The sequence below is a fragment of the Psychrobacter sp. Ps4 genome, assembly GCF_022129285.1.
Lineage (GTDB): Bacteria > Pseudomonadota > Gammaproteobacteria > Pseudomonadales > Moraxellaceae > Psychrobacter > Psychrobacter immobilis_A.
The window spans coordinates 36,153-61,831 of sequence record NZ_JADQAK010000022.1; the positions used below are offsets into that span (position 1 = coordinate 36,153).

Sequence of the window (25,679 nt, forward strand, 5' to 3'; positions counted from 1 at the left end):
TTGATCAAATCGTTTCAGACAAGGCGCAAATTGAAGATAATGCTCGTGCCTTAGCTAGACTTGCAACACAGTATGAAGCGATTTTAACATCAGCTCAAAGAGACAGGACTCTTTTTTGCCGCTTCGTCATTAAAAACATCCGCTTAGAACGACTAAACTAGATATTTTTAATCTAAAATCGACTAAAAAATAGTCACTGTCAGTGCCGTGGTCGAATGTTCAACAGACCCTAATAACCTAAACGATGACACATCCTAATTTAATCCTGTGCGAAAGAGCGTACCAACGACAACAAAGGCGACAGAAAACAAAGTGACCAATATGATATTGATTGAGAACCCTTTCAGGGTGTGAACAGACAATCTGGGTATTCGATAGAAACGAGCGTGCAGGGCAACCAGAACAGTCATTAGCAATAGTAGTAATTTGAGACTAATAAGAATACTAAAATCATTATCAAGTTTAAACCATGCAGCAATGTTGGGTAATAGCTGGTAGGCCATCCAAAATCCAGTGATTATTTGCAGCATCAAAGCTGGCATCCCAACCCTTTCAAACAGCTGCTCAAACTGCATCAGACCATCAATATTTCGGGATGATAGTGCTTTTGGTAAGACCACCAAGGTCAAAATCAGATGCCCACCTGTCCAGACAGTAGCGCCTAACAAGTGTAGTATGAGTATATAGTTAAGCATAGATAACAATCCTTAAATGCCACTGACATAGGGCTTTATGTCGATTAACTGAGGTACTTAATCATGAAACGCGCCGCACAATTACAACCATTATCTCGTCAACATCATCTAGGTCTGAATCTATCTCGCCATGCTAAAGAGTGTGCTGATGAACCTAACGCAATTGCCGAGCATTGGCTAAATATCACGTCTTATATTAACGAGATGCAACAGCATTTTCAGATTGAAGACAATCTAATGGCTCATGCCTTACAGCCTCATAGCAGCTCCAAACCTGAGGTGGTATCGGTACTGAATAAACTTGATGCGCAGCACAAGTCCCTGCATGCACTCATGGCAGAGGTTCAAGATTTGCCGCACTCTCAAAGCAATCACGTCACCGTTGGACAAGTCAAAAAACTCGCCACCTTGCTATATGATCATATTCGTTTTGAAGAACGAGAATTGTTTCCTATCGTTGAGCGCTATCTGACAACAGAAGAATTAGAGGCTATTTATGATGCCAGTCCAGACAGTATCAAACGCTCCGATGAGAACCGTTAGAGCACGTTTTTTATCAAAGTTGTCTTACTCTATAGCGAGATAACCTGCGTCAGAAAAATACTGTTGTCCAGCAGGCGAGCGCAGATAGTTTGAAAAATCTGTCGCGGCAGTAGTCTCACTAATCACCAACCCGTCTTGCAAAATAGGGGGATAAGCGTCTGGCGCTAACGTATAGAACTGCTCAGGCGTGGCTTTAATCGCTGTCAGTTGTGATTGAGCGATAAAGCCATAATCGACATTACCAGTGTGCGCATATTGAAACGCTTGCCCGATATTTTCAGCTTGAATAATGCGACTTTGCTCAGTGAGCGTGTCAAAGATTTTTTGTGTTTGTAGATAGGCTTGTGCCGACTTGCCATAAGGGGCAAGTTCTGGATTGGCAATGGTGATTTTGCTATCAGATTCAGACATCAATAATGCATTTAAAGTAGTAGTATTGAGTCCTTTAAGGGATTTGTTAACACTATAAAGTGCCAGCTGACCTTGGGTATAAGTAAAGGGCTCGTGGGTTGCTTCGTCAGCAGATTTTGCGTTATCTAGTTTTTCTTTGGCAAGTTTGGCAGGGAATTCTTGATTGGCGGATAAAAATATATCGTAAGGTGCGCCAGAGGTAATCTGCGCATATAACTTACCTGAAGAGGCATACGTCACATCAATCGCTTGTGCAGGCAAGTTCTTATCCATTTTATAACCCGCAATAATCTCAGGCAATACATCTGATAAGTTGGCAGCCGCTGCGATGCGCAGTGTTTGACTTTGCTCAGTGGTGTTTTCGACATCTGATTGGAATGGCTGAGTGGTTTGCTCTTTGCTACAAGCAGTTAGCATTAACGCTAAGCAAGCTGATGATATTGTTATTATTTTAATCATTATTATGAAGCCTTCTTATTATTGCTCGCCAGTGTCGCTCACTGTTATTGCTAAAGGTTAGCTATCGCTTTAAGCAGTCATTTGAAGCGCATTGTTACCCATTATTGCTAAGCCACTTAGAGGAATCGTCTTGGTAATATTCTTGCTTCCAAACTGGAATGTCGGCTTTAATAGTATCCAATATCCAGCGACACGCATCAAAGGCAGGATAGCGATGGGCAGAAACCACGCCAACCCAAATAGCGACATCACCAATCTCTAATGCACCGATACGATGGATGGCAATGGCATGGGTAATCTCAAAGCGCTTTTTGGCTTCTTCAATAATGGCGCGACCTTGATTGATGGCAAGATCTTCATAACCATAATAGGTCAAACGATTGACGCTACTGGCATTATTATGATTGCGTACCCGTCCTTCAAAGCAGACAAACGCGCCGCAACTGTCATTATCAAGGGTGCTTTTAAGACGACTTTCATCAATATCGGTATCTAACAGCGCAAAACCATCACGTTCAGCGATGAGGTACGCCTCATCAATGGTACGTTTAATGCTCATCGATTGACCGTGCACATTGTCTGTCATAACCATTTTCTCTTATTGTTTTTAAGATTCTTAGTGATACAAATGATATTTAAATGGTTTTAACCACCAGCCACTGGCGTGATAAAAACAACACTATCACCCTCATAAATCTCATCTGTCCATTTGGAAAAATAGTCATTGACCGCCACGCGTAGCTCCGACTGCGGACGACTGAAGCGATGTTTTTGGCGTAATTGCTCATAGAGTTCAGTTAATGAAGTCGACTGTGGCACAGTGACTGTTTCTTCATGACAATTGGCTTCATCAGCTAAGCTAGCGAAATATAAGACGTTAATATTCATCGTGGTGTCTAACTTAGAATTTGTATTGCTTTCTATTAAAGTGCTCATAGCAATCTCCCTTATTTATGAACTGCTTAACTTTATAGTTTTCAAATTACTTTCAGGTATGTTGATAGTCGGATTTACCGCCCGTTTTTTTCATGAGATGAATATTATCAATCACAATGTCATGCGAGATAGCTTTGGTCATGTCATAAATGGTCAAGCAAGCGACGCTAACGGCGGTTAATGCTTCCATTTCTACCCCAGTTTTATGGGTGACTTTCGCGGTAGCGGTCACAGTGATACTGTTTTGGTCATCATCGTATGCAAAGCTTAAGCTGATTTTATCTAAGGGCAGCGGATGACAAAGTGGAATCAAATCGTGGGTGCGTTTGGCTGCCATGATACCGGCAATATGAGCAGTCTGGGTGATGCTGCCTTTTTTGGTCATACCGTCAGCGGCTTTGATTTGCGTATAAATGTCTGCGGGGAAAACCACTTGTCCGAGAGCACAAGCTTCTCTGGTGCTAGCCGTTTTGCCACTCACATCGACCATGGTGATATCACCGTCGCTGTCTAAATGGGACAAGCCAGATTGATTGTTTTTATTATTGTTGTTTACTTGGTCGCTATTCATTTTCATTTCTCTTAAATGGCCAGTTTTTATCAGATGGTCAGCTTCTCTCAATAAACCTTTTTATAAGTCGTCTAAAGCTAAACAGGCATGCTCAAAATCTTTAGGCGTATTAAAATTGGTTAGATACTGCCAGTTTTTTGCGAAAGGGACGGGCTGCACAATTGGCTGAATAAACTTCATCACTTGCCGCTGTCCATCGTCAATATAATCCTTCAAATTAGGTTCAATACTTAAACGATATAAACCTAACAATGGATATAAATTACTGTCATCTGTTAGGCAAATAACAGTTTTATCAGAATTGTTCGTCATATAAGGTTGCAGTTTTTGCCATAAATCTGTGACAGGAATTAAGCTGTCACAGCTGATAACCGTTAACCAAGATATATGTGGGCTTGTGTCTGTCGTTAATTCTATTGAGCTTGTTATAGATTGCAGTGCTGACTCAATCGCTACCAACGCGCCGCCTGTTTCAATCGGCTTATCATCATTGCTTGACAGAATATTGTTAGAAAGATCGTTAGCAGATAGATAATCAGTAATATGAAAGACTGGCGATGGCGAATTCTTAAGCAAATCTGGATTGATGCTAAAGCCGCGTCCATTATCCGCAATCATAATAGGTATATTGCTTATCATCGCAGCACTCAATTCAAGCGCTTGTCTGACATGATAATCAAGTAAACGCTCACCTGTCGGGAGTATCAACTCAGCTTTTGGCGATCCCATACGTTTGGATGCGCCGCCCGCCAAAATAACGATACCTGCTAAGAGATTGCATTTATCTACTTCGATTAATCTATCTGCAACATCGACCATGAATCAATCGTGACCTGGATTGGTGCGCATAAAGTGTGGCACAAAATTACAGGGGCGTGTGCGGCTATCGAGCTGCTCTTGTAAGATACCTTCCCACGCAGTGCGGCAAGCACCTGATGAACCGGGTAGGCAAAAAATACCCGTGCCATTTGCCATACCAGCCACAGCACGAGATTGGATGGTAGACATGCCGATATCGTCTTTTGAGATTAAGCGGAACATCTCACCAAAACCATCAACCGACTTATCAAATAATACGCCGACTGCTTCTGGCATACTGTCGCGAATATAAAAGCCAGTACCGCCCGTGGTGATAATAGCGTGTACATTAGGGTCGGCAATCCAACCGCTGATGACGGCTCTGATTTTATAAATATCATCAATAATCAGCTGACGATCGGCAAGTTGGTGTCCTGCTGTGGTCAGTTGGTCAACCAAATACTGCCCTGAGGTATCTTCTGCAATAGTACGACTGTCAGAAACCGTTAAAATAGCGATATTAAGCGGGGTAAAGGGGGCTTGCAGCTTACTCATGGATATTCCTTAATAAATACGCTTGCTGTGAAAATAAAAGTTTTTATTATTAATAAATCAACCGCCAATCATCGACAAGTTATTCATCATGCCACTGTTTGATTCGTGAAGATGATGATGCTCAGGTTTAATCGGCATAAAGCTGTGTAAGGTATTCACAAGCCCCGCCACGTCATCTTGTTCGAGATACTGACGAATATCGTAGTTACCTTGGTCAAACAAGCATAGATGTACCTTGCCTTGACTACTTACCCGCAAACGATTGCAGCTATCACAAAAATGAGCAGCATAAGGGGCAATTAGTCCGATACGCCCTTGATAATCTGGATGGCTATATTCTATCGCTGGACCGTCGTTGCTACCACGTATATGGGTTTGCCAGCCGTGTTTGCTTAAATAATTGGTAATGATATCGGACTGTGCATGCTGGGCAAAAAACAAATCGCTGTTGTCACTGGTCTGCATAAATTCAATAAACCGATAAGTAACCGCTCTGTCTTTGACATAGTCGATGGCATTCATTAGATTTTCAAAGGCGGTTTCAGCCATTAAAATACTGTTTATTTTCAGCTTAATATCTGTGGTTGCCAGCAAGGTATCCATATCAGCCAGCAATTGTGGCAACATATCAAAGCCAGTCATCTTATGGAAGGTCGCGGCATCAAAGCTGTCCATACTGATATTCAGCTGATTCAGTCCAGCCGCTTGCCAGTTAGCTAAGTGTTTACCAAGTTTATAACCATTACTGGTCATGGCAACCGTTTCAATGCCTTCGGTGTTTTTGATGGTTTTAATAATGTCGACCACGTCACGGCGTATAGAGGGTTCACCGCCAGTAATCCTGACTTTTTTAGTACCGACTTGGGCAAAGCCGCGGACTAAGGTAGCAATTTCGCTGACACTGAGCTCATTTTGTGGTGGTTTGCCTTGATAGCCATCTGGCAGGCAATACTCACAGCGGAAATTACAGAAATCAGTAATCGATAGACGCAAATAGGTGAGACGTCGTGCGAAACCATCGGTTAATGGTTGAGAGAGCGTGGCCGGAGAATACGTCGACGTGATAGCAGTTTTCGATGAGTCACCATCAAAAATAGCGGGTGCAGCGGCAGGCGAATACAATTGCGCATTACCTACGTTACCTGCGTTGGGGGCAAGATGGTTCATAGATGATTACCATTAATATTAAGTATAGTGTGTACTTTTAGGCGTTGCCTCAGGTTGTGAGTGGGAAAATCTATTTAAATACGATTATGACAGCTTGCTAGCAAATAACCATTCACCATAAGTGAGCTGAAAACTACCACCAAAGTAGTAGATGCTCATTGGTTATGATTTTTAAAATCAAGATACGCCCTAAGCAGTTTCTCATGATTCATGGCTAATCAACAGTATAAAGAGTTATTAACTGTGTAACTCGTTATACCCTTGATTAGCCATGCAACTTTTTAACTATACCGTTATTAATGATTCAATTGTTTAGCTGTTGTTTAGCTGTTGTTTAGCTCTGCAACCAAGGAAAGGGCTGCACTTTTACAGTTTCACCGGCAGCCACATTGCCAGAATCTTGCGCCAAGACAATAAAGCAATTGGCGTGGCTAAGCTGTTTGATACGGTGCGATTGTTGCTTGCTAAAGCTCTCAACGTGAAATTCGCCAGCGTCATTCTGCGATACAATTCCCCTTTGAAAATCCATCCGTCCTGCTGATTTTTTAATATCGTTTTTAAGCGTTGCGGTTAGGCTTAACTGCATGGGACGCTCTTGTGGCGCAGCGCCTGCCATCTGCCATAAGGCTGGAATGACAAATTGTAAGCTACCAACGACGGTTGATAGCGGATTGCCGGGTAAGCCAAAATATAATACCGGCTTAGCAAGATTTTGTGTCAGCTCGCCAAAGACAAACGGTTTACCGGGTTTCATGGCGACTTTATAGTGGTTAATCTGCCCAAGCTGCTCAATAACCGTGGTTAAAAAATCATAATCGCCAACCGATACGCCAGCCGTAGAGATAAGGGCGTCGCACTCTTGCATCGCTTGGGTTACGGCAGTGGTGGTTTTATCTAAATCATCAGCAATGATGCCATAATCACGAATAGTAATGGGTAAATCAGCGAGTAAGCTTTTTAGGGTAGGCGTGTTCGAGTTATAGATTTGCGCCAAACTGGTCAGCTCATTGCCAATGGCAACTAGCTCATCACCTGTTGCGAGTACACCAACGGTTAAAGGCTGATATACCGTCACTTGACCAAAGCCCAAATTAGCCAATAAGCTAATATCAGCAGGATTTAGGCGTTTACCCTTTAATAGAACCGCTTCGCCAACTTCAATTTCTTCGCCTTGTTTACGGATATTGTCATCATGCTTAGCGTCTTGACTGAGGGTAATAGTATAAAGCTGCGATTTATCAATGCGGTCTTTTATGGCGGCAAAGTTGGTATTTTCTTGCATGATGACCGTATCACAGCTATCAGGAACGACCGCACCGGTAAAGATACGCACCCCTTGTCCTGCTGAAATGTCGCCACTATAAGGACTGCCCGCTTGTGATTCACCCACGATATCAATCGTGCTGTCTGCTGAGAGTAGGCTGTCTTTAGCGATCGCATAACCATCCATCGCCGATAGATTTTGTCTTGGTATGGCAAAAGGCGAGACAATATCTTCTGCCAATATATGATGACGGCTGTCTAATAAATCGTAGCTTTCGACCACTCTTTTGTGTAGCGGATAATCGTTAGTATTGTAAGTTTCTATGCGCTGCTGTATTTCAGAGATAAGTCCTGCAACCGTAATCATAAACGTCTACTCATTTTATTAATATTGAACTGTGTTATTGATATTGAACGACACATAGCATAAAAAGGGTGTTGTATCACAAGAACCTTTATACCATAGCAGCTACTTTATAACATAAGAATTAAGTGACCGACAGCGGACTGCTTAGCCGCGGAAGATATTCTCTTGCTCAAGTGTCATCTCGATACCTTGGATATCAGCTTCATGCGCTAAGGTAAACAAGTAGTCGCATAATGATTGGTGAAAGGCTTGTTGGCTCAGTTTATTATGGATTGCAGGACTGACTTGCTCATAAGTCATCTGTATGCCAGGTTCTTTATTGAGCACCTCAACGATGTGAAAACCGTAACGGCTTTCGATAGGGCTTGGCGCAAGTCCTTTATCTAGCTTAAACAATACACCTTCAAATTCTGGTACGGTTTGACCTTTGCTAATCACACCCAGTTCGCCACCTTGCTCTTTTGAAGGGCAAGCCGAATGCTGGCGTGCTAACAGAATAAATTCTGCATCAGGATTGGCGTTATTTTTGATTTGTTCGATAAACTCGTAAGCGGTCTTTTTAAGCTTTAAGCGCTCATCACCATCTTCAGGCGGGCATGCCAATAAAATATGGCGTACAGTCATGATGGGATCAGTCTTAAAGTCAGTCATATTCTGCTTATAATAGCGCTCACAGGTTGCCATATCTGGCATCGTTGCTTGAACGTTTTTGTCTATTAAAGTAGAAATGGCTTGCTCTTCGTCGTTTTCCCATGCCGCTTCACCAAGGCTTGGCTCATCTAAAACCGCCAATCTCAGTAATTCGCGCACTACTAAGGCTTGCGTCGCTAAAAAGACGGCGTCTTCTTTGTTTTCTGCTGGATGATATTGCAGCTCTTGGGCGATATTGGTTCTATCTATCATCACCCCATTGACCGTCACTGAAGGCAGCTCATCACGGCTAGAGGCAATCAGGTTTTTATGGTTGCTGCGCTCTTCTGCCATTGCTTTTTCGATGAACTCTTGGTCAGAATGCGGTTTTTGCAAATCAGACAAGGTTGGCATTACTCTAAGAATATCATCACCGCGACCAGTAGGAGTGTGATCGGCATGACTGTGACTGTGACTGTGACTGTGATTATCATTACCATGGCTGTGATGTTTACCACTGTGCACATGAGCGTTTTGGTTGGTCGCATGGTCGGCTGGATTGTAGGTACTGACAGTCATGGCTTTGCTCCACTAAGGATTCTGGTAATAGAAATTCTAAAATATAGGGCGTGTTGATTTATCGTTAAAGGTAGGGTAAAGAGCAGTATCTAGGTGAGGATAGGGTTAAAAATGCCATTCCATTTAGATACTGCTCTACAGCCTTACTGAGAGTTCTTTTGTCTGACAATTTGATAGCGACGGCCGAAATACCAAATTGGCGCGCTAATGATATGAATAAGCCGTGTAAACGGAAATATCGCAATAAGGGTGATGCCGAGCGCCATATGCAGCTGATAAATTAAGTCAGTTTGCTCAATGCGCGCCGCTGCCTGCAAAGGTCTTAAGATTGTGATGTCCTGTGCCCAGCCTGCCAAATTCATCATGGTATAGCCATCTAAATGCTTTACTGACGTAAAGATGGACAGCAGACCTAAGTTCAGCTGGATGAATAACAGCACTAATACCAGCTTGTCTGAGAACGATGAGGTGTTTGAGATACGGTCATCGGTAAAGCGTCGCCACATGAGCATGACCAAACCGAACCAACAAAACACCCCTGCGATACCCCCAACGACCACTGCTAAAATCTGCTTATGCCCAGCGCTAATAAATCTGTCATAAAGAAAATGCGGCGTCAACATACCAAATAAATGACCGAGCAAGACCACGATAATGCCAACGTGGAATAAGTTGCTGGCAAGGCGCATGTTTTTGCTTCTGAGCATCTGCGTCGAGCCCGTCTTCCATGAATACTGAGATAAATCAAAACGTACCCAAGTACCAATAATAGCGATGGTCAATGCCACATACGGATAAACGCCAAAAAGGAAAATTTGTAGCCAGTTTAGGTTGGCTAAAGACTGCACACTAGGATCTGCGATATTCATGTCCTTTCTCCTTATTATGATTTAACCGGTTGGTTGGTTTTAAAATCTACCCAGTGCACTGGAGCATCGACCGCATTTGTAGCAGAGGCATTTTTTATACCAGCTTTTGCTGCAAGATTTTGGGTACTTGTCTGTGACGGGCAGCGCTCTTCTTGTTGCGCATCTAAAAACGTCACCACTTCTTCTTCCCATTCTTTGTCTAATGCCTCAAAGCTGTCATCACGCTTTTCTTTACTGATTTTTTCTTGGTACTCTTCAACGATATCGAGCGGTTTACCAGCGATTTGCAATAGCGCATTAAAGCAGCCTTTATACAAGCTACCGCGACCCTCTAATCTGGCGGCAAGCAAAGCGAGGATATGGCTAACATCAGCGATATCCATACGAATTTGAATGTCGTCTTCGATAATAGTTGCTTGATACGCTAAAAATTCAAGATACAAAGGCAGATAATCAGGCAGCTCTTTGACGCTAATCTCAAAGCCAGCCTCCTGATACTGACCCATCAAATCGACCATCGCTTGACCACGGTCGCGCGATTCGCCATGTACATGCTCAAACAACCACAATGATAAAGAACGACCGCGCTCAAACAAACCGTCATAACGCGCTTGCGCCTCAAGAGAGCCGGTATCGATTAAATCTTCAATCAAGTCGATGATTTGCGTCCGTACTTCTGGGCTAATCAGCGTTGATTTGGCGACAATTTCGGTGCAATCGGCAAGCGTATCGCTGAGAAACAGCTCATTGCTTGGATAGTCGATAAGTAGACTGAGTACCTTGAGTAGCTTCAAATCCGAGTTGCCGATGGTTGGTTGGGTAATTGGCTCATGCACTGAAGTGCTGTTATTAAGTTGAGTAGTTTGCATCTTATGACTCCCACTTTTGGACAGTATCGATGAAATCGCGGCGATTGGTTTTGCGTTGTCCAAACATGCTATTGTCCGAATGTCCTGAACAGCCTTCGCCAAAGGTGAATCCGCAACCATTACGCTCAGCGAATGCATCACTCAATGCTTCTTCACGATGCGCCGTTGGAATTACAAAGCGATCTTCGTAGTTGGCGATAGCCAAGTAGCGGTACATCTCTTCCACTTGCAGCTTGGTCAAACCCACATCATCCAAAATACTTTGGACTTCTTGTTTTTCAACCAATTGCATACGCTTGTAGCTACGCATAGCCAGTAGGCGCTTCAATGCCAAACGTACTGGCTCTTCATCGCCTGCGGTAAGCATGTTTGCTAAATAACGCAGTGGAATACGTAAGCTGTCGACATCTGGAATCAAACCATCCATACCGACTTTGCCTGCTTCAGCAGCATTTTGAATCGGTGATAATGGCGGTACATACCAAACCATCGGTAGCGTGCGGTATTCAGGGTGTAGCGGTAGCGCAAGCTTCCAATCCATCGCTAGCTTATAAACTGGTGAGCGCTGGGCTGAATCAATGACCGATTGCGGTACACCGTCTTTTAATGCTTGGGCGATAACAGCAGGGTCATTTGGATCTAAAAATACGTCTAACTGTGCTTGATAAAGGTCTTGCTCGTTAGGGGTGCTTGCTGCTTCAGCGATTTTGTCAGCATCATAAAGCAAGACGCCCAAGTAGCGGATACGACCAACACAGGTTTCGGAACAAACGGTCGGCAAGCCAGCTTCAATACGTGGATAACAGAAGATGCATTTTTCAGATTTCCCCGACTTCCAGTTGTAGTAAATCTTTTTATACGGGCAGCCTGAGATACACATGCGCCAGCCGCGACATTTTTCTTGGTCAATCAAGACAATGCCGTCTTCTTCACGCTTATAAATCGCGCCACTTGGGCATGATGCGACGCAAGTTGGGTTCAAGCAATGCTCGCACAGACGTGGCAAATACATCATAAAGGTGTTTTCGTACTCGCCATAAATCTCCGCTTGGATGTTGTCAAAGTTTTTATCTTTGCGACGTTTTTCAAACTCTGAGCCGAGGATTTCTTCCCAGTTAGGACCCCATTCAATCTTTTGCATACGCTTGCCAGTAATGGCTGAGCGCGGGCGGGCGATAGGTTGATGATTGCTGATAGGCGCGGTATGCAGATGTTGATAATCGAAATCAAACGGCTCGTAATAATCATCAATCTCTGGTAGGTCAGGGTTAGCAAAGATATTTGCCAATACTCTAAATTTACCGCCGATACGCGGATTGATGGTGCCATTGGCATTGCGTATCCAACCGCCTTTCCATTTGGTTTGGTTCTCCCACTCTTTGGGATAGCCGATACCGGGTTTTGATTCAACGTTGTTAAACCACGCATATTCCATACCTTCACGGCTGGTCCAGACGTTTTTACAGGTGACTGAGCAGGTGTGACAACCGATACATTTATCAAGGTTAAGCACCATGCCGACTTGCGAACGAATTTTCATGGATCTGTGCTCCAAATAATAGTAAAAAAGCAGCTTTATGTTCTTCCTAGATATCCTGAAATTAGGATATCTTTTCGATAGAAGAAACAGCTTTACCCTTCAATGCTGGTTGGTAATGGACGTGGCAATTCGTTATCGGGTTTGTCTTCTAGCCAGTCGATTTTTGACATTTTACGAATCACGACAAACTCATCACGGTTACAACCGACGGTGCCATAATAGTTAAAGCCATAAGACTGCTGGGCGTAGCTGCCAATCATATGCGTCGGTTTCAAAATCGTCCGAGTGACCGAATTATGGATACCGCCACGCGTGCCTGTTTGCTCAGAGCCTGGAATATTGACCAGTTTTTCTTGGGCGTGATACATCATGGTCATGCCTTCTTTAACGCGTTGGCTGACGATGGCACGGGCAGTGATTGCCCCATTAGCATTGAACAGCTCAATCCAGTCGTTATCGACGATGCCAGCTTTTTGGGCATCGACTTCTGACATCCAGACACAAGGTCCGCCGCGACTTAGGGTCAGCATCAGCAAGTTTTCAGAGTAGGTACTGTGGATGCCCCATTTTTGGTGCGGTGTTAAGAAGTTCAGTACAATCTCTTTATTGCCATTTGGTTTAGCGTCTTTGAGCAGCTCAGTGGTCTTGGTATCGATAGGTGGACGATACTGCTGCATTTGCTCACCAAACGCCTGCATCCAAGGATGGTCTTGATAAAACTGCTGGCGACCAGTAATCGTACGCCATGGAATCAGCTCATGGACGTTGGTATAGCCCGCGTTATAACTGACCTGATCCGACTCAATACCTGACCATGTCGGGCTTGAGATAATTTTACGTGGCTGTGCGACGATATCTTTAAAGCGGATTTTTTCGTGCTCGCTAGATTTGGCAAGATGAGTATGGTCGCGACCAGTAAATTCAGAGAGCGCGCTCCATCCTTTTACGGCGACATGACCATTGGTCTCAGGCGCGAGCATCAAAATCATCTCAGAAGCATTAATGGCTGTATCGAGACGTGGTCTGCCTTCAGAGATACCCGTTTCAGTCACGCGGTGGTTTAAATCCCCCAGCTGTTTGACCTCGGTTTTCATGTCCCAATTCAAGCCTTTCGAGCCATTGCCCAGTTTTTCTAAGGCAGGACCCATAGAAGTGAACTTTTTATAAGTGCTCGGATAGTCACGCTCAACCACTTTAATCATGGGACAGTTTTTACCCGGTACAGGTTTTTCGCCAGCCGTTTTCCAGTCAGTGCCACCAAATGGTTGTGCCAACTCACCTGGGGTGTCATGTTGCATCGGCAAGGTGACAACGTCAGTTTCAACACCTAAATGACCTTTTGATACTTCAGAGAAGCTCTTGGCAATTCCTTTATAAATTTCCCAATCGGTCTTAGATTCCCACGCAGGGTCAGTCGCGGCGGTTAATGGGTGAATGAATGGGTGCATGTCTGAGGTATTCATGTCATCTTTTTCGTACCAAGTTGCAGTTGGTAGCACGATGTCAGAATACAAACAGGTAGAAGACATGCGGAAGTCTAACGTGACAACCAAGTCTAATTTACCAGTCGGGCCTTTTTCTACCCAATCGACTTCTTTTGGTTGCAGGTGACCTTCTGCATTTTCTTTATTGAGCAAGCCGTTTTTGGTGCCCAAGAAATAATGCAGCATATATTCATGACCTTTACCTGATGAGCCCAATAGGTTTGAGCGCCAGATAAACATGTTGCGAGGGAAGTTGGCTGGGTTATCAGGTGATTCACAAGCAAAGCGTAAGCTGCTATCTTCGAGAGAATCGACCACATATTCTTCCACGCCTTTGCCGCTTTCCTTGGCTTTGGCAGCAATGGTCAGTGGATTGCGGTTTAATTGCGGCGCTGAAGGCAGCCAGCCTGCACGCTCTGCTTGAATGTTGTAATCAAGCATATGCTCAGGGAAGAACTTTTTATCGACGAGAGGCGAGAGGATTTCATGGGCAGAAATGGTTTCGTGACGCCACTGTGAGCTGTGATTGTAAAAGAAGCTCGTGCCGTTCATATGACGCGGTGGACGATGCCAATCAAGCGCAAAGGCCAATGGCAACCAACCCGTTTGAGGGCGCAGTTTTTCTTGACCAACATAATGCGCCCAGCCGCCGCCAGATTTGCCGATACAGCCGCACAGCATCAGCATGTTAATCACGCCGCGATAGTTCATATCGAGGTGATACCAGTGGTTCATACCCGCGCCGATGATAATCATCGATTTACCATGAGTCTTATGGGCGTTTTCAGCAAATTCACGTGCGACTTGGATGACGCGCTCACGGCTTAGACCGGTGATGACTTCTTGCCAAGCAGGCGTGCCCGGTACGGTTGCATCGTTATAGTCGTCGGTGACATGCTCGCCGCCAACACCATTATCCACCCCAAGGTTGGCAACGGTTAGATCAAAGACGGTCGCAACGATAGCAGTGCTGCCATCGGCAAGGGTAATGGTTTTACAAGGAACGGTTTTTTGCTGTATTGCTTCGCCCGGTACCGAGGTGAAATGTGGATGATCCACATGACCAAAGTAATCAAAGCCGACTTTGCAGGTCTCATTACTGTCTTTCAAAGTCAGCGTTAGGTCAATCTCTGCGCCTGTGGTGCCATTTTTTTGCTCAAGGTTCCATTTGCCTTTTTCGCCCCAACGATAGCCAATCGAGCCGAGTGGAGAGACCAGTTCACCATCACTATTTAGACCGATGGTTTTCCATTCAGGATTGTTTTCTTGACCTAAATTATCGATTAAATCAGAAGCGCGTAGATAGCGACCAGCACGGCGCGCGCCTTCTTCACCTTCTAGCATCACAAGGACTGGTAAATCGGTATAGCGTTTGGCGTAATCTAAGAAATAGTCACTTGGCTGCTTAAGATAAAATTCTTTGATAATGACATGACAGAATGCTTGTGCGACCGCTGCGTCAGTACCCTGTTTTGGATTTAGCCATAAGTCAGTTAACTTAGAAACCTCAGCATAATCAGGGGTGATAGAAACGGTCTTAGTGCCTTTATAACGAACTTCGGTAAAGAAATGCGCATCGGGTGTGCGTGTTTGCGGAACGTTTGAGCCCCAAGCAATAATATAATCAGAGTTGTACCAATCGGCTGATTCTGGCACGTCAGTTTGCTCGACCCAAACCATTGGCGAGGCTGGCGGCAGGTCACAATACCAATCATAGAAAGATAAGCAGACACCACCAATCAACGATAAATAACGACTACCGGCGGCGTAACTGACCATCGACATCGCAGGAATCGGAGAGAAGCCAACGATACGGTCAGGACCAAAGGTTTTGGCGGTATAGACATTACTAGCGGCGATGATTTCATTGACTTCTGCCCACGTTGAGCGAATAAAGCCGCCCAAACCGCGCTTGGATTTATACTGTTCTGCTTTGATAGGGTCTTGGATAATACTGCCCCAAGCATCGACAGGATCAGGATACTGCGCTTTGGCTTCACGCCATAATTTTAGAAGCGGCTTACGTACTTTAGGATATTTCACACGGTTCGCTGAATACATGTACCAGCTATAACTTGCGCCACGAGGACAGCCACGCGGTTCGTGGTTTGGTAGGTCTGGACGGGTTTCAGGATAGTCAGTTTGCTGCGTTTCCCACGTGACCAAGCCGTTTTTTACGTAAATTTTCCATGAGCAAGAACCGGTGCAGTTGACCCCATGCGTTGAACGCACGACTTTGTCATACTGCCAACGGCTACGATACACATTTTCCCAGTCACGAGACTCATCGCGCGTCTCACCATGCCCATCGGAGAATTCGCCCTTTTTACGTTTAAAAAAACGGAATTGGTCGAGTAAATGGCTCATTTCGCTATCCTCTGTATTATTGCCTATGGGGTATCTAAAGCTGAATGGCGTGGTAAAAACAACCCTTTGCCCAAGCTGTAAATGTTTTTCGATGGTATTATTTTAAGTAAGCCATCGCCCTCTTGCTATCCGCTAACATGAGCAGAGCACTACCACCTTAGTAGTAGCGGTAAATGATAAAATTTGCTTAAAAAATCGTTAAGTATTTATGAGTTGGGCTTATTAATAAGCAAAATATAGATTGGTAAAAATAAAAAAAGTGCTACTTACGCTGGCAAGTAGCACTATAAAGAAAGATGTTTTTAATTTAAAAATCTGTTTTCAAAGAATGATTTATACAAGGCTGCTTTAGCAAGGAATCTCAGCATTAGGGCGACTGTAATACCACCATGTCAACACAATACAGAGAACATAAAAGATAATTAAAGCGATAAAAGTACCATCAACACCCAGTCCTGAACCAAACATTTTTGGGACAAAGAATGCGCCATAGGCCGCTATCGCTGACGTAAAGCCAACCACTGCTGCTGATTCTTTACGTATCTCGACAAACAAGTCCTCTGTACCTGCTTTTTGAGGTTCAAGGCGTTCATGAAAGGTTCTGAAGATAACGGGAATCATGGTAAAGGTAGAGCCGTTACCGATACCCGTGGTAATAAATAGCACCATAAAGGAGATGAAGTATCCGACAAAGCTGCCCTCATGAGTCTCGCTAGGGAGAAAATACATCACCGCCACTACCGCCAATACCATCACGATATAGTTCCAAAAAGTCACTTTTGCGCCACTGGTTTTGTCAGATATCCAACCACCTAAGGGGCGAAATAGTGCACCAACTAAAGGACCCAAGAAGGCAAACTTAAGCGCATCAATGGCGGGAAATGAGTTTTTAATCAGCATCGGAAACGCAGCGGAAAAACCAATGAACGAGCCAAAGGTCGCCATATATAGGATACACATGATCCAGTTATGTTTGCGTTTAAAGATAACGGATTGGTCTTTAAAGGAAGCTTTAGCAGTGGCAATATCGTTCATGCCAAACCATGCCAGTGCTGAAAATAGCAGAATAAAGGGTACCCAAATAAAGCCTGCATTTTGTAGATAAAACAGCTGACCACTTGCAGAGACTTGTGGGTCGCCGCCTAAGCTGCCAAAGGCTGCTACCAATATAATCATCGGTACAACGAACTGCATCACCGATACGCCAAGATTACCCAAACCCGCGTTTAGCCCAAGAGCAGTGCCCTGTTCTGCTTTTGGAAAGAAGAACGAGATATTGGACATGGAGGAGGCAAAGTTACCACCACCGAAGCCACAAAGTAGGGCAATGATGGCAAATATCATAAATGGCGTATCAGGGTTCTGAACCGCAAAGCCCATCCATAATGCTGGGATTAACAGGGATAAGGTAGATATCGCTGTCCAACGTCGCCCACCAAAGATAGGCACCATAAAAGAATAAAAAATTCGCAGCGTTGCCCCTGATAGTCCGGGCAGCGCGGCGAGCCAAAACAACTGCCCATCATCAAAATCAAAACCAATCTCTGGCAGACGGACGATGACGGCACTCCATACCATCCATACTGCAAATGCCAATAGCAACGATGGAATGGATATCCATAAATTTCTACGAGCGACTTTTTTGCCGCCTCCTTCCCAAAATTCTTCTACTTCAGGTCGCCAGTCAGTGATGAGCTTACCACCTTTGAAGTTGTAATTATTGCCCATGTTATTCCTCACTTAGTATCAGCTATGCCTAGTTATGTTCAGTATTTTTTATCATCAAATGGCTGTCTAAACTTACAGTAAACCGTAGCGCTTACTCTTGTTATTGTTAATGACAAAGAGCCGCCGTACTGGCTTATGAGCGCTATGAATCACTTGCTCTTTCAAAAAATGATAACTCACGGTACTGTGTTATCCCGATGAAGAGTATTCATACATAGTGGTATACTGATGACTAAAAGGGGTATATTGCGGGCAGGTTTATCACTAAAGTTTTGCTTGTCGATGGACGGATAAGTGAGCTGTAGTATTTTTTATGCTGTGTATTTTTTGCTTTTGCGACGTTCAATTTTAAGATCTCAAATCCTTTGTGCAGAAAGTGTTTGATGGGAGCGCTATTAATCATGTCTAATCTACGACGGCAGTCTTTGTTCCTTCATACTTGGATTGCTATTACGATCATCGCTACTTTGTTTTTGATGTCAGCGATAGGCAGTGGTGCGCTCGCTTGGGTCGCAAAGTCTGATGCTGAGGCGATTAATACCGCAGGCTCGATACGCATGGCAACGTATCGCATTAGCTTTCAGTTAGCGACTGACTTTGCGGATAACCATCCCTTTAGCTCAAGTCTAAATATCAAACAAGATGGCTTAGATAATGACAATGCGCCGCAGGTAGAAAAGCAAGACAGACTGGATTTCTCCAATAAAAGCGAGTATGAAAAAATAGATATACTGGTTGAAGACATGGAGAGTCGTCTCAACAAATTACAAGCGTATCAACTGACCAGTGCCAACAGAGATAAGGCGATCAGTGAGCAATGGAGCCAGATAAAATCACAATGGTTTCGTGATTTAAAACCAGCATTGTTGGCACAAGACAAGCAAGGCTTTTATAGTGATTCAACCAAATATATTGACGATGTTAATCGTTTTGTTGGCGCGTTACAGGATAGAAATGAGCAGCGTCAGACATGGCAGCAAAACCTACAAATACTATCACTGATACTGAGCATGATTATTATGCTGATAGGCGTACGGAGATTACAGAACTTAGTGCTAACGCCTATTCAACAACTCATTAAAGCCAATCGGGCGTTTAAAGAAGGCAAATATGATACGAGAGTGTCTATCAGCGGTTATAGAGAATTTGAAGCGCTTGGCAATTCTTTTAACGGTATGGCCAGTACTATTGAGAGGTATCAGCGCTCACTTGAGAGTGAGGTACAGACAAAGACTCAGCATCTGGTAAAAGCCAACCAAGCCTTATCATTGTTTTATGATTTCTCAAAGCAATTGACCAGTAGCCCTGTGAGCTTACATCGGCTTGATGAATTGATTACTGGCTTTGGGTGTATATTCCCATATTTAGATTTTACGCTGTGTATCCAAAGCAATATTCTAACCAATAAAAACTCTATAGCCCTACACGATGATAGGATGAAGGAGCTATGTACCAAACTCACTTGTGATAGCTGCTTTATTAAAGAAGACGTTTATACCAAAACGTTTCCGATTATTCATCAAGATATAGAATTTGGTGAGCTAAAGGTCAGACCGAAATCTGTCTTAATGACCAATAAAGCTTATGCAGAAGATAAGAAAAAAAGCGAGGAAAATTCAACACGTATCAAGGTAGTAGAGGTAGATAGTAGTTATTTAATTGCTAAAAATAATGAATTGATTGTTGTGCTGACCAATCTCGTCAGCACCGCCTTATCCCTACGCAGACAAAGGCAGCAAGACCATCAGCTTATTCTACTTGAAGAGCGCTCGACCATTGCTAGGGAGTTGCATGATTCTTTAGCACAGTCATTGTCTTATCTAAAAATACAAGTCAGCGTGCTCGAAAAACATCTGCAACTGTCTGCTGATAAAGACAGTGGGTTGGTGGTATTTGATGAACAAAGTCAAATCAAGGTTGGGCAGCATATCAGTCAAATAAAAATGGGTCTGAACTCTGCTTATCATGAGCTGAGAGACTTATTGACGACTTTTCGCTTGACGATTGATAGCGGCAATTTTGATGAAGCTTTATATGAGGCGGCTGATGAGTTTGCTGTAAAAGGGCAGTTTGACATAAAGGTCAACAATCAAATCCTATCCTTGAATCTAACGGCAACCGAACAAGTACATCTCATTCAAATTATAAGGGAGGCGCTGTCGAATATCAGTCGCCATGCTCATGCTAACTGCGTCACTATCGATTTGGTTTATGATGATGAAAGTAATTATGTAGCGATGATGGTTAATGATGACGGCGTTGGCATATCAGGGACTGTCAATCAGACCCAGCATCATGGTCTAATGATTATGAAAGAGCGTGCCTATAAATTAGGCGGTGATTTGATTATCTCTAATAATGTACCCGCAGGTACCAGCGTCATCGTCAGGTTTGTACCCAGTTTCTTTAGGGATTATATGGCTGAGCAAAACTAAGTGAATAGGCTTAGTAAACGCTCTTAACCACTGCATTGTATTTTTTGTAGCATTTTTCAATTTGTGAGTATTTTATGACTACTAAAGTTTATACGTCTGCTTCTCCTGCTCGTCTATTATTGGTCGATGATCATCCTATGCTGCGCCGCGGTGTCGCAGAACTGCTCAGTCTCGAAAGTGATGTCACCGTCGTTGGTGAGGCGAATAACGGACAAGAAGCGTTGGATTTTTTGGCAAACAATCCGGTTGATCTGGTCATTCTAGATCATAAAATGCCAGTGTTGACTGGTATCGAGACCCTAAGAGAAATTAAAGCCAGAAATATTGACGTGGCTACCTTGCTATTTACAGTTTCTGACAGCGGAGAAGACGTGCAAGAAGCGTTGAAATTAGGGGTGGATGGTTATTTGCTAAAAGATATGGAGCCTGAGTTAATCATCGTCGATATTAGAAAAGTGTTGCGCGGTGAGCTGGTTATCAGTCCCAATTTGGCCTCAATCTTGGCGCAAACGTTACGTACACCAAGCATTGAAGATATCGCTGGCAATCTCACTACTAGAGAGTTGCAAGTGATTCAAATGATTGCTGAAGGCTTAAGTAATAAAATGATTGCCAACAAACTGGATGTCGCTGAATCCACAGTAAAAGTGCATGTTAAGCATATTTTGAACAAAACTGGACTACGCACACGGGTAGAGGCAGCAGTATGGACCGTGAATCATTTGTCAAAGTAGTCGTCTGTCAAAATGGTTATTTATCGATGTGATTGTTTTTTGAAAATATTACTTTTTGAAATCGCTACTTTTTGAAAGTGCTACTTTTATAAAAAATCATGGGTCATCTGAATAACCTCTATTACATGTCTGGATAGCTCTCTATATCAGTCAAAAAGCCACCGAACATTGATGCTGGGTGGCTTTTTTATTTTATAAGCTAATCAAATTAGCCTTCTTCAGCGGCAATTTGACGATCGACCGAGGACATTTTGTATTCGTCACCAAAGGCATCTTCAGGCTCTTTTAACCAGAAGAAACAAAGTACCCAAGCGATAAATGCACCTATCGCAATGATAAAAAAGAACTGATTTGGTTCGACCAAGGTAAATATAAATAGGTAGAACACAGCGCCAACGTTGCCATAAGCCCCCGCCATACCAGAAATTTGACCCGTTAAGCGCCGTTTAATTGAGGGGATAATACCAAAAGTTGCGCCTTCTGCCCCTTGTACAAAGACTGAGCATAGAATCGTAAAGACGACCGCGATAAACAATGGCCACTCTGCATTCAGCAATCCCATCAATCCAAAGCCGATACCGATACCGAACATGTATACCAACATTACCAAGCGACGATTGCCAACCTTGTCAGAGATATAGCCGCCAAGTGGTCGCGCCCATAAGTTAACAAAAGCAAAGGTCGATGCGACTAACCCTGCGACGGTAGGGTCGAGCTTCCACGTTGCGGCAAAGAACATCGGTAGCATAGAGACGACCGCCAGCTCTGCGCCAAAGTTAGCAAAGTAGGTGACATTTAGGGCGGCAACAGAGGTAAAGGGGTATTTGTCATCCTCAGGGATACCCGCTTTGAGCATGGGTACGTTGACACTGATGGCTTTATAAATTTGATAAATAACCACCACAGCGATGAGAGTATAAAACCCCCAAGCGCCTGTTTCGCTCAGGAATCCCATGTTTTTAGTGCGATAAACCAATACACCTAATACGCCATATAAAGGAATAATAAATAGGCAATATAATAATAAATCTCTCCAACTTGATACCTCTAAAGCACCCGCCTTACGTGCTTTTTTATGGGTATCTTGTGTAGGGCCATCGGTGATTAAAAACCAATAGGCCACCCCGTAAGCGGCCATCAGTAAGCCAGATAATGCAATTGCCCAGCGCCAACCGTCATCACCACCAAAGAACTGTAGCGCAACCGTGGGAATGGTAATCGCTGCGGCAGCTGAACCAAAATTACCCCAGCCTGCATAAAATCCTTCGGCAAAGCCAATGTCTTTTGGCTTAAACCAAAGGGCGGTCATGTGAATGCCAACGACGAACCCTGCGCCCACGATAGACATAAATAGGCGAGCGATGAAAAGCTGCATCGCGGAATCACCAAAAGCGAAGAACCATGTCGGTATCGCCATGACGACCATCAGTATGGAAAACACGCGACGCGGACCGAAGCGATCCAATGCCATGCCGACTACCACTCGCCCTGGAATGGCCAAAGCAACGTTGGCAATGAGAAATAATTTGATATGTTCAGAAGTTAAGTAGCTTTCAGCCTCTAGCATAGAAGTGGCTAGTGGTGCCATATTGAACCAGACATAAAAGGTCAGAAAAAAAGCAATCCACGTATAGTGGAGCGCTCTTATATCACGGCGTTCAACCTCAAGTAGCTCTTTTGCATGCATGACAAGTATTCTCCACCGTCGAACTGGATAGTTTAGATGGAGTTAATGTAGCAACAAGTAAGCTCGCTAGCCATTAGGCGAAAGCAGTATGAATGTCATTTCACATACTACTTAATGGGGATTAAAAAGTGGCTTTAATATCCTATATATTGATGGTTAACTAAGATGATATGAGGATAGCAATACATTTGAAAATATGATGCGCTATAGTAATAACCATTACTGTGCGTGCTTTTCTCGTTTACCAATCCTTTTTATTCTCAAGTAAGCTGTTAATAAAAAAGATTGAGATAAACCCATCAAATCAGCTAAGGAGTTACCATGAGTCATACTGTCGCCTCAAACCCCGTCATACCCAGCCATTGGAAAATAAAGCGTTCGACCCACTTTTTTACTAAAGATAAAGTCCCAAAAGCCTTGTTGACTCATCACAATACAGCAGAGGGCGTATACGGCCAAATTTGTGTCATGCAAGGCACGGTAACCTTTTATGGCTTTGCTGATGAAGCCGCTACTGAACCTGAAAAAACCATTGTGATTAAAGCAGGGCAGTTCGCTGTCAGTCCGCCTCAATATTGGCACCGCGTAGAATTAAGCGATGATGCCCAATTCAATATTAATTTTTGGACAGAAGCGGATACTGGTAATAAGTCGCTGTTCAATAGCTCAAAGATACACAGCAAGCCTATCGAAAAGTTATTTGATCAGTCGGATGAATCATAAGGGCTATATATATGAATCAGCTATTAAAAATATCCTATTTATAAGCAAAAAAATAAGGCCACGAATGGCCTTATTGTATTAAGAGTTTTGATAGTAAGGATAATCATTATAGCCAATTTCGGTGCCACCATACATCGTGGTAGGATCTGCCTCGTTGAGTGGCCAATGATTGGCGATGCGCTCAGGTAAATCGGGATTAGCAATAAAAGGACGCCCAAAAGCAAATAAATCGCCATAACCTTTAGCTAGCATATGAACCGATTTTTCCGTCGTGTATTTACCCGCATAGATAATACGTCCTGAAAACTCAGCTCTGACGGCCTGATAAAACGTCTCTGGTAAATCAGGAGCATTGTCCCAGTCAGCTTCTGCAATAGATAAATAAGCGATACCCGCTTGTTCAAGTACTTTAATCGCTTCAATATACGTATGATGTGGATCTGATTCCACTAGCCCTAAATACACGCGAGTCTCATCTGTGCTAGCAAACAGCGGTGCGAAACGTACGCCTAAGCGATCAGCACCAACCACTTCACTGACGGCAGCCACGATTTCTTTTAAGAAACGCAAGCGATTGGTCAATGAACCGCCATACTGATCATCACGTGTGTTGCTATGCTCAGAGATGAACTGATTCACCAAATAGCCATTGGCACAATGCAGCTCGACGCCATCAAAACCTGCCTCCAATGCATTGCGTGCGGCTGCCGCATACATAGCGACCAGTTCACTAACTTCATCAGTACTGAGTGCGCGTGGCTCACTAGGATCGGCTAACGCGCCTGCACCTGGTGCTGTTTCGATAAATACTTTTACATTGTCAGCAGTGATAGCTGATGGTGCAATTGGCTGAGCGCCTTGTGGTTGTAAGCTGGTATGAGACACGCGACCCACATGCCAAAGCTGAGCGAAAATGATACCACCTGCTGCGTGTACCGCTTGAGTGACCTTTTTCCAGCCTTCGATTTGGGCATGCGAATGTATGCCTGGTGTCCACGCATAACCTTGACCCCTTGGCTCAATTTGCGTGCCTTCAGTGACCATAAAACCAGCTGATGCGCGCTGTGTATAGTAGCTTGCCATTAATTCATTAGGAATATTATCCGGTTGCGTGCTGCGAGAGCGTGTCAACGGTGGCATGACAATACGGTTTTTTAACGTATATGGTCCAAGTGTGACAGATGCAAACAATGGGCTGGTATCGATAATAGATGGTTCCATAAAACTCTCTTTTAAAACAAATAGATGGGGTTATTGTTTAAACCACTGAGCTTGTTTTGATGCTTTATTACTGCGTAAGTAAGGTTGGTAAGCATAGAGTTTTATAGATACAATTGGAAACAGGATTTTGTTGTTTAAGATACAACTATAAATGGTACATATTATGAATGGAATTAACCGACTCGATATCAAGCAGCTGAGAGTGCTACATGCGTTGCTTGATCTAAAAAATCTCTCACAAGTCGCGCGCAAAATGGGGCTGACACAGCAGGCAATCAGCGAACAGTTACGTAAGCTGCGTGATTTGTTTGATGATCGTTTGTTTATTCGTCAAGGCAATCGCATGGTGGCAACCCCCAAAGCGCTATCGATGCAGCAACCCATTAGTCGCATATTAGAGCAGTTAGAAGCACTGTTAGAGCCAGATGTGTTTTCGCCGCAGACTTATAAAGGCATATTTACGATTAGCGCGACCGACTATGCGACGCAGGCATTATTACCGCAGTTGTTTCATATAACGCGCCGCGACGCGCCTGATTTGAAGTTAATCGTACGTGATTTTGCCTCAGACAATGTCAATCAGCTTATTGCGGCAGGCGAGCTTGATCTGCTGATTACTTTCCCAGAGTTTATTCCTGATAACTTGGCTTATGTGACGCTGCTTGAAGAACAACATTTTTGCATTACTGGTTGCAATAATAATTTTACAACAGAGCCGCTGTCACTGGCACAAATTGCCGCACATTCGCAGCTGGTGGTGTCACCTTCACGCGCTAACTTGCGTGGTTCTCATGACCAGTGGTTTGCAGAAAAAGGTCTTAAACGAAACATTGTTATGTCCGTTCCTAGCTTTTCTGCGGTGCCAGATATCCTTTATACAACCGATATGATTGCATTTTATCCCTCGCGTTTATTGCCAAACAGTCGGGTTAAAGAGCTCAAAGTGGAAGCCCTGCCACCCACATTTAAGGTGATAGCAGCATGGCATCCACGTATAGTCAGTTCTTTTTAAATAAGATACAATCGTTTTAAAACAAGCGAAATGGCA

The 25,679-nt window shown here is 43.8% G+C and carries 22 protein-coding genes; 5 read left to right on the forward strand and 17 right to left on the reverse strand.

The window, feature by feature from the left end:
* Positions 1-254 precede the first annotated feature (254 nt).
* Positions 255-695, reverse strand: coding sequence for a CopD family protein (locus I3252_RS11945; protein WP_238035346.1), 441 nt, complete (start codon positions 693-695; stop codon positions 255-257).
* 63 nt (positions 696-758) lie between these two features.
* On the opposite strand from I3252_RS11945, the gene I3252_RS11950 reads away from it, so the two are divergent.
* Positions 759-1,238 (forward strand): hemerythrin domain-containing protein, encoded by a 480-nt coding sequence (locus I3252_RS11950; protein WP_238035347.1) that lies wholly within the window; start codon positions 759-761, stop codon positions 1,236-1,238.
* A 24-nt stretch (positions 1,239-1,262) separates the two neighbouring features.
* On the opposite strand, the gene modA is transcribed toward I3252_RS11950, so the two are convergent.
* From modA to I3252_RS12020, 14 genes are all read right to left on the reverse strand, one after another.
* Positions 1,263-2,108 (reverse strand): molybdate ABC transporter substrate-binding protein, encoded by an 846-nt coding sequence (modA, locus tag I3252_RS11955; RefSeq protein WP_238035348.1) that lies wholly within the window; start codon positions 2,106-2,108, stop codon positions 1,263-1,265.
* Positions 2,109-2,202: 94 nt separating this feature from the next.
* Complete coding sequence (locus I3252_RS11960; RefSeq protein ID WP_060491603.1) at positions 2,203-2,694, reverse strand: molybdenum cofactor biosynthesis protein MoaE; 492 nt, start codon at positions 2,692-2,694, stop codon at positions 2,203-2,205.
* Between the two features lie 59 nt (positions 2,695-2,753).
* Entirely contained in the window at positions 2,754-3,044 is a 291-nt protein-coding gene (locus tag I3252_RS11965) for a MoaD/ThiS family protein (protein ID WP_238035349.1), read from the reverse strand.
* Positions 3,045-3,096: 52 nt separating this feature from the next.
* A complete protein-coding gene (gene moaC, locus I3252_RS11970; RefSeq protein WP_238035350.1) occupies positions 3,097-3,615 on the reverse strand; it encodes a cyclic pyranopterin monophosphate synthase MoaC in 519 nt (172 codons plus the stop codon).
* A gap of 60 nt (positions 3,616-3,675) precedes the next feature.
* Positions 3,676-4,434, reverse strand: coding sequence for an NTP transferase domain-containing protein (locus I3252_RS11975; RefSeq protein WP_238035351.1), 759 nt, complete (start codon positions 4,432-4,434; stop codon positions 3,676-3,678).
* A 3-nt stretch (positions 4,435-4,437) separates the two neighbouring features.
* Positions 4,438-4,968: a molybdenum cofactor biosynthesis protein B gene (gene moaB, locus I3252_RS11980; protein ID WP_238035352.1), complete on the reverse strand. Its 531-nt coding sequence runs from the start codon at positions 4,966-4,968 to the stop codon at positions 4,438-4,440.
* Positions 4,969-5,025: 57 nt separating this feature from the next.
* On the reverse strand, positions 5,026-6,135 hold the full coding sequence (gene moaA, locus I3252_RS11985; RefSeq protein ID WP_238035353.1) for a GTP 3',8-cyclase MoaA: 1,110 nt from the start codon (positions 6,133-6,135) through the stop codon (positions 5,026-5,028).
* Positions 6,136-6,469: 334 nt separating this feature from the next.
* Positions 6,470-7,765: a gephyrin-like molybdotransferase Glp gene (glp, locus tag I3252_RS11990; protein ID WP_238035354.1), complete on the reverse strand. Its 1,296-nt coding sequence runs from the start codon at positions 7,763-7,765 to the stop codon at positions 6,470-6,472.
* 144 nt (positions 7,766-7,909) lie between these two features.
* Positions 7,910-8,974: a peptidylprolyl isomerase gene (locus I3252_RS11995; protein ID WP_238035355.1), complete on the reverse strand. Its 1,065-nt coding sequence runs from the start codon at positions 8,972-8,974 to the stop codon at positions 7,910-7,912.
* 143 nt (positions 8,975-9,117) lie between these two features.
* Complete coding sequence (gene narI / locus I3252_RS12000) at positions 9,118-9,843, reverse strand: respiratory nitrate reductase subunit gamma (protein ID WP_045447153.1); 726 nt, start codon at positions 9,841-9,843, stop codon at positions 9,118-9,120.
* A 14-nt stretch (positions 9,844-9,857) separates the two neighbouring features.
* Positions 9,858-10,712: a nitrate reductase molybdenum cofactor assembly chaperone gene (gene narJ / locus I3252_RS12005; RefSeq protein WP_238035356.1), complete on the reverse strand. Its 855-nt coding sequence runs from the start codon at positions 10,710-10,712 to the stop codon at positions 9,858-9,860.
* Position 10,713: 1 nt separating this feature from the next.
* Positions 10,714-12,252: a nitrate reductase subunit beta gene (gene narH / locus I3252_RS12010; protein ID WP_055125087.1), complete on the reverse strand. Its 1,539-nt coding sequence runs from the start codon at positions 12,250-12,252 to the stop codon at positions 10,714-10,716.
* A gap of 92 nt (positions 12,253-12,344) precedes the next feature.
* A complete protein-coding gene (locus tag I3252_RS12015; protein ID WP_238035357.1) occupies positions 12,345-16,103 on the reverse strand; it encodes a nitrate reductase subunit alpha in 3,759 nt (1,252 codons plus the stop codon).
* Positions 16,104-16,451: 348 nt separating this feature from the next.
* Positions 16,452-17,831 carry a NarK family nitrate/nitrite MFS transporter gene (locus tag I3252_RS12020; RefSeq protein ID WP_238035358.1) on the reverse strand — a complete coding sequence of 460 codons (1,380 nt, stop codon included), beginning with the start codon at positions 17,829-17,831 and terminating at the stop codon, positions 16,452-16,454.
* Between the two features lie 401 nt (positions 17,832-18,232).
* Here I3252_RS12020 and I3252_RS12025 point away from each other — a divergent pair, with 401 nt between their 5' ends.
* Both I3252_RS12025 and I3252_RS12030 read left to right on the forward strand, forming a co-directional pair.
* A complete protein-coding gene (locus I3252_RS12025; RefSeq protein ID WP_238035359.1) occupies positions 18,233-20,266 on the forward strand; it encodes a histidine kinase in 2,034 nt (677 codons plus the stop codon).
* Positions 20,267-20,340: 74 nt separating this feature from the next.
* Positions 20,341-21,000, forward strand: a complete 660-nt coding sequence (locus tag I3252_RS12030; protein WP_238035360.1) for a response regulator — start codon at positions 20,341-20,343, stop codon at positions 20,998-21,000.
* 208 nt (positions 21,001-21,208) lie between these two features.
* Here the strand turns inward: I3252_RS12030 and I3252_RS12035 are convergent, their stop codons facing one another.
* Complete coding sequence (locus I3252_RS12035) at positions 21,209-22,687, reverse strand: MFS transporter (protein ID WP_238035361.1); 1,479 nt, start codon at positions 22,685-22,687, stop codon at positions 21,209-21,211.
* A gap of 321 nt (positions 22,688-23,008) precedes the next feature.
* Between I3252_RS12035 and I3252_RS12040 the strand changes: the two genes are divergently transcribed.
* Positions 23,009-23,410, forward strand: coding sequence for a DUF1971 domain-containing protein (locus I3252_RS12040; RefSeq protein WP_055125082.1), 402 nt, complete (start codon positions 23,009-23,011; stop codon positions 23,408-23,410).
* Between the two features lie 78 nt (positions 23,411-23,488).
* On the opposite strand, the gene I3252_RS12045 is transcribed toward I3252_RS12040, so the two are convergent.
* A complete protein-coding gene (locus I3252_RS12045; protein ID WP_238035363.1) occupies positions 23,489-24,616 on the reverse strand; it encodes an alkene reductase in 1,128 nt (375 codons plus the stop codon).
* Positions 24,617-24,794: 178 nt separating this feature from the next.
* Between I3252_RS12045 and I3252_RS12050 the strand changes: the two genes are divergently transcribed.
* Positions 24,795-25,643, forward strand: coding sequence for a LysR family transcriptional regulator (locus I3252_RS12050; RefSeq protein ID WP_238035362.1), 849 nt, complete (start codon positions 24,795-24,797; stop codon positions 25,641-25,643).
* Positions 25,644-25,679: the final 36 nt, after the last annotated feature.

Excerpts from the sequence above, each read along its gene's own strand:
- I3252_RS11945 (WP_238035346.1), bottom strand. The coding sequence starts at position 695 with ATGCTTAACTATATACTCATACTACACTTGTTAGGCGCTACTGTCTGG.
- I3252_RS11950 (WP_238035347.1), top strand. The coding sequence starts at position 759 with ATGAAACGCGCCGCACAATTACAACCATTATCTCGTCAACATCATCTA.
- modA (WP_238035348.1), bottom strand. The coding sequence starts at position 2,108 with ATGATTAAAATAATAACAATATCATCAGCTTGCTTAGCGTTAATGCTA.
- I3252_RS11960 (WP_060491603.1), bottom strand. The coding sequence starts at position 2,694 with ATGACAGACAATGTGCACGGTCAATCGATGAGCATTAAACGTACCATT.
- I3252_RS11965 (WP_238035349.1), bottom strand. The coding sequence starts at position 3,044 with ATGAGCACTTTAATAGAAAGCAATACAAATTCTAAGTTAGACACCACG.
- moaC (WP_238035350.1), bottom strand. The coding sequence starts at position 3,615 with ATGAATAGCGACCAAGTAAACAACAATAATAAAAACAATCAATCTGGC.
- I3252_RS11975 (WP_238035351.1), bottom strand. The coding sequence starts at position 4,434 with ATGGTCGATGTTGCAGATAGATTAATCGAAGTAGATAAATGCAATCTC.
- moaB (WP_238035352.1), bottom strand. The coding sequence starts at position 4,968 with ATGAGTAAGCTGCAAGCCCCCTTTACCCCGCTTAATATCGCTATTTTA.
- moaA (WP_238035353.1), bottom strand. The coding sequence starts at position 6,135 with ATGAACCATCTTGCCCCCAACGCAGGTAACGTAGGTAATGCGCAATTG.
- glp (WP_238035354.1), bottom strand. The coding sequence starts at position 7,765 with ATGATTACGGTTGCAGGACTTATCTCTGAAATACAGCAGCGCATAGAA.
- I3252_RS11995 (WP_238035355.1), bottom strand. The coding sequence starts at position 8,974 with ATGACTGTCAGTACCTACAATCCAGCCGACCATGCGACCAACCAAAAC.
- narI (WP_045447153.1), bottom strand. The coding sequence starts at position 9,843 with ATGAATATCGCAGATCCTAGTGTGCAGTCTTTAGCCAACCTAAACTGG.
- narJ (WP_238035356.1), bottom strand. The coding sequence starts at position 10,712 with ATGCAAACTACTCAACTTAATAACAGCACTTCAGTGCATGAGCCAATT.
- narH (WP_055125087.1), bottom strand. The coding sequence starts at position 12,252 with ATGAAAATTCGTTCGCAAGTCGGCATGGTGCTTAACCTTGATAAATGT.
- I3252_RS12015 (WP_238035357.1), bottom strand. The coding sequence starts at position 16,103 with ATGAGCCATTTACTCGACCAATTCCGTTTTTTTAAACGTAAAAAGGGC.
- I3252_RS12020 (WP_238035358.1), bottom strand. The coding sequence starts at position 17,831 with ATGGGCAATAATTACAACTTCAAAGGTGGTAAGCTCATCACTGACTGG.
- I3252_RS12025 (WP_238035359.1), top strand. The coding sequence starts at position 18,233 with ATGTCTAATCTACGACGGCAGTCTTTGTTCCTTCATACTTGGATTGCT.
- I3252_RS12030 (WP_238035360.1), top strand. The coding sequence starts at position 20,341 with ATGACTACTAAAGTTTATACGTCTGCTTCTCCTGCTCGTCTATTATTG.
- I3252_RS12035 (WP_238035361.1), bottom strand. The coding sequence starts at position 22,687 with ATGCATGCAAAAGAGCTACTTGAGGTTGAACGCCGTGATATAAGAGCG.
- I3252_RS12040 (WP_055125082.1), top strand. The coding sequence starts at position 23,009 with ATGAGTCATACTGTCGCCTCAAACCCCGTCATACCCAGCCATTGGAAA.
- I3252_RS12050 (WP_238035362.1), top strand. The coding sequence starts at position 24,795 with ATGAATGGAATTAACCGACTCGATATCAAGCAGCTGAGAGTGCTACAT.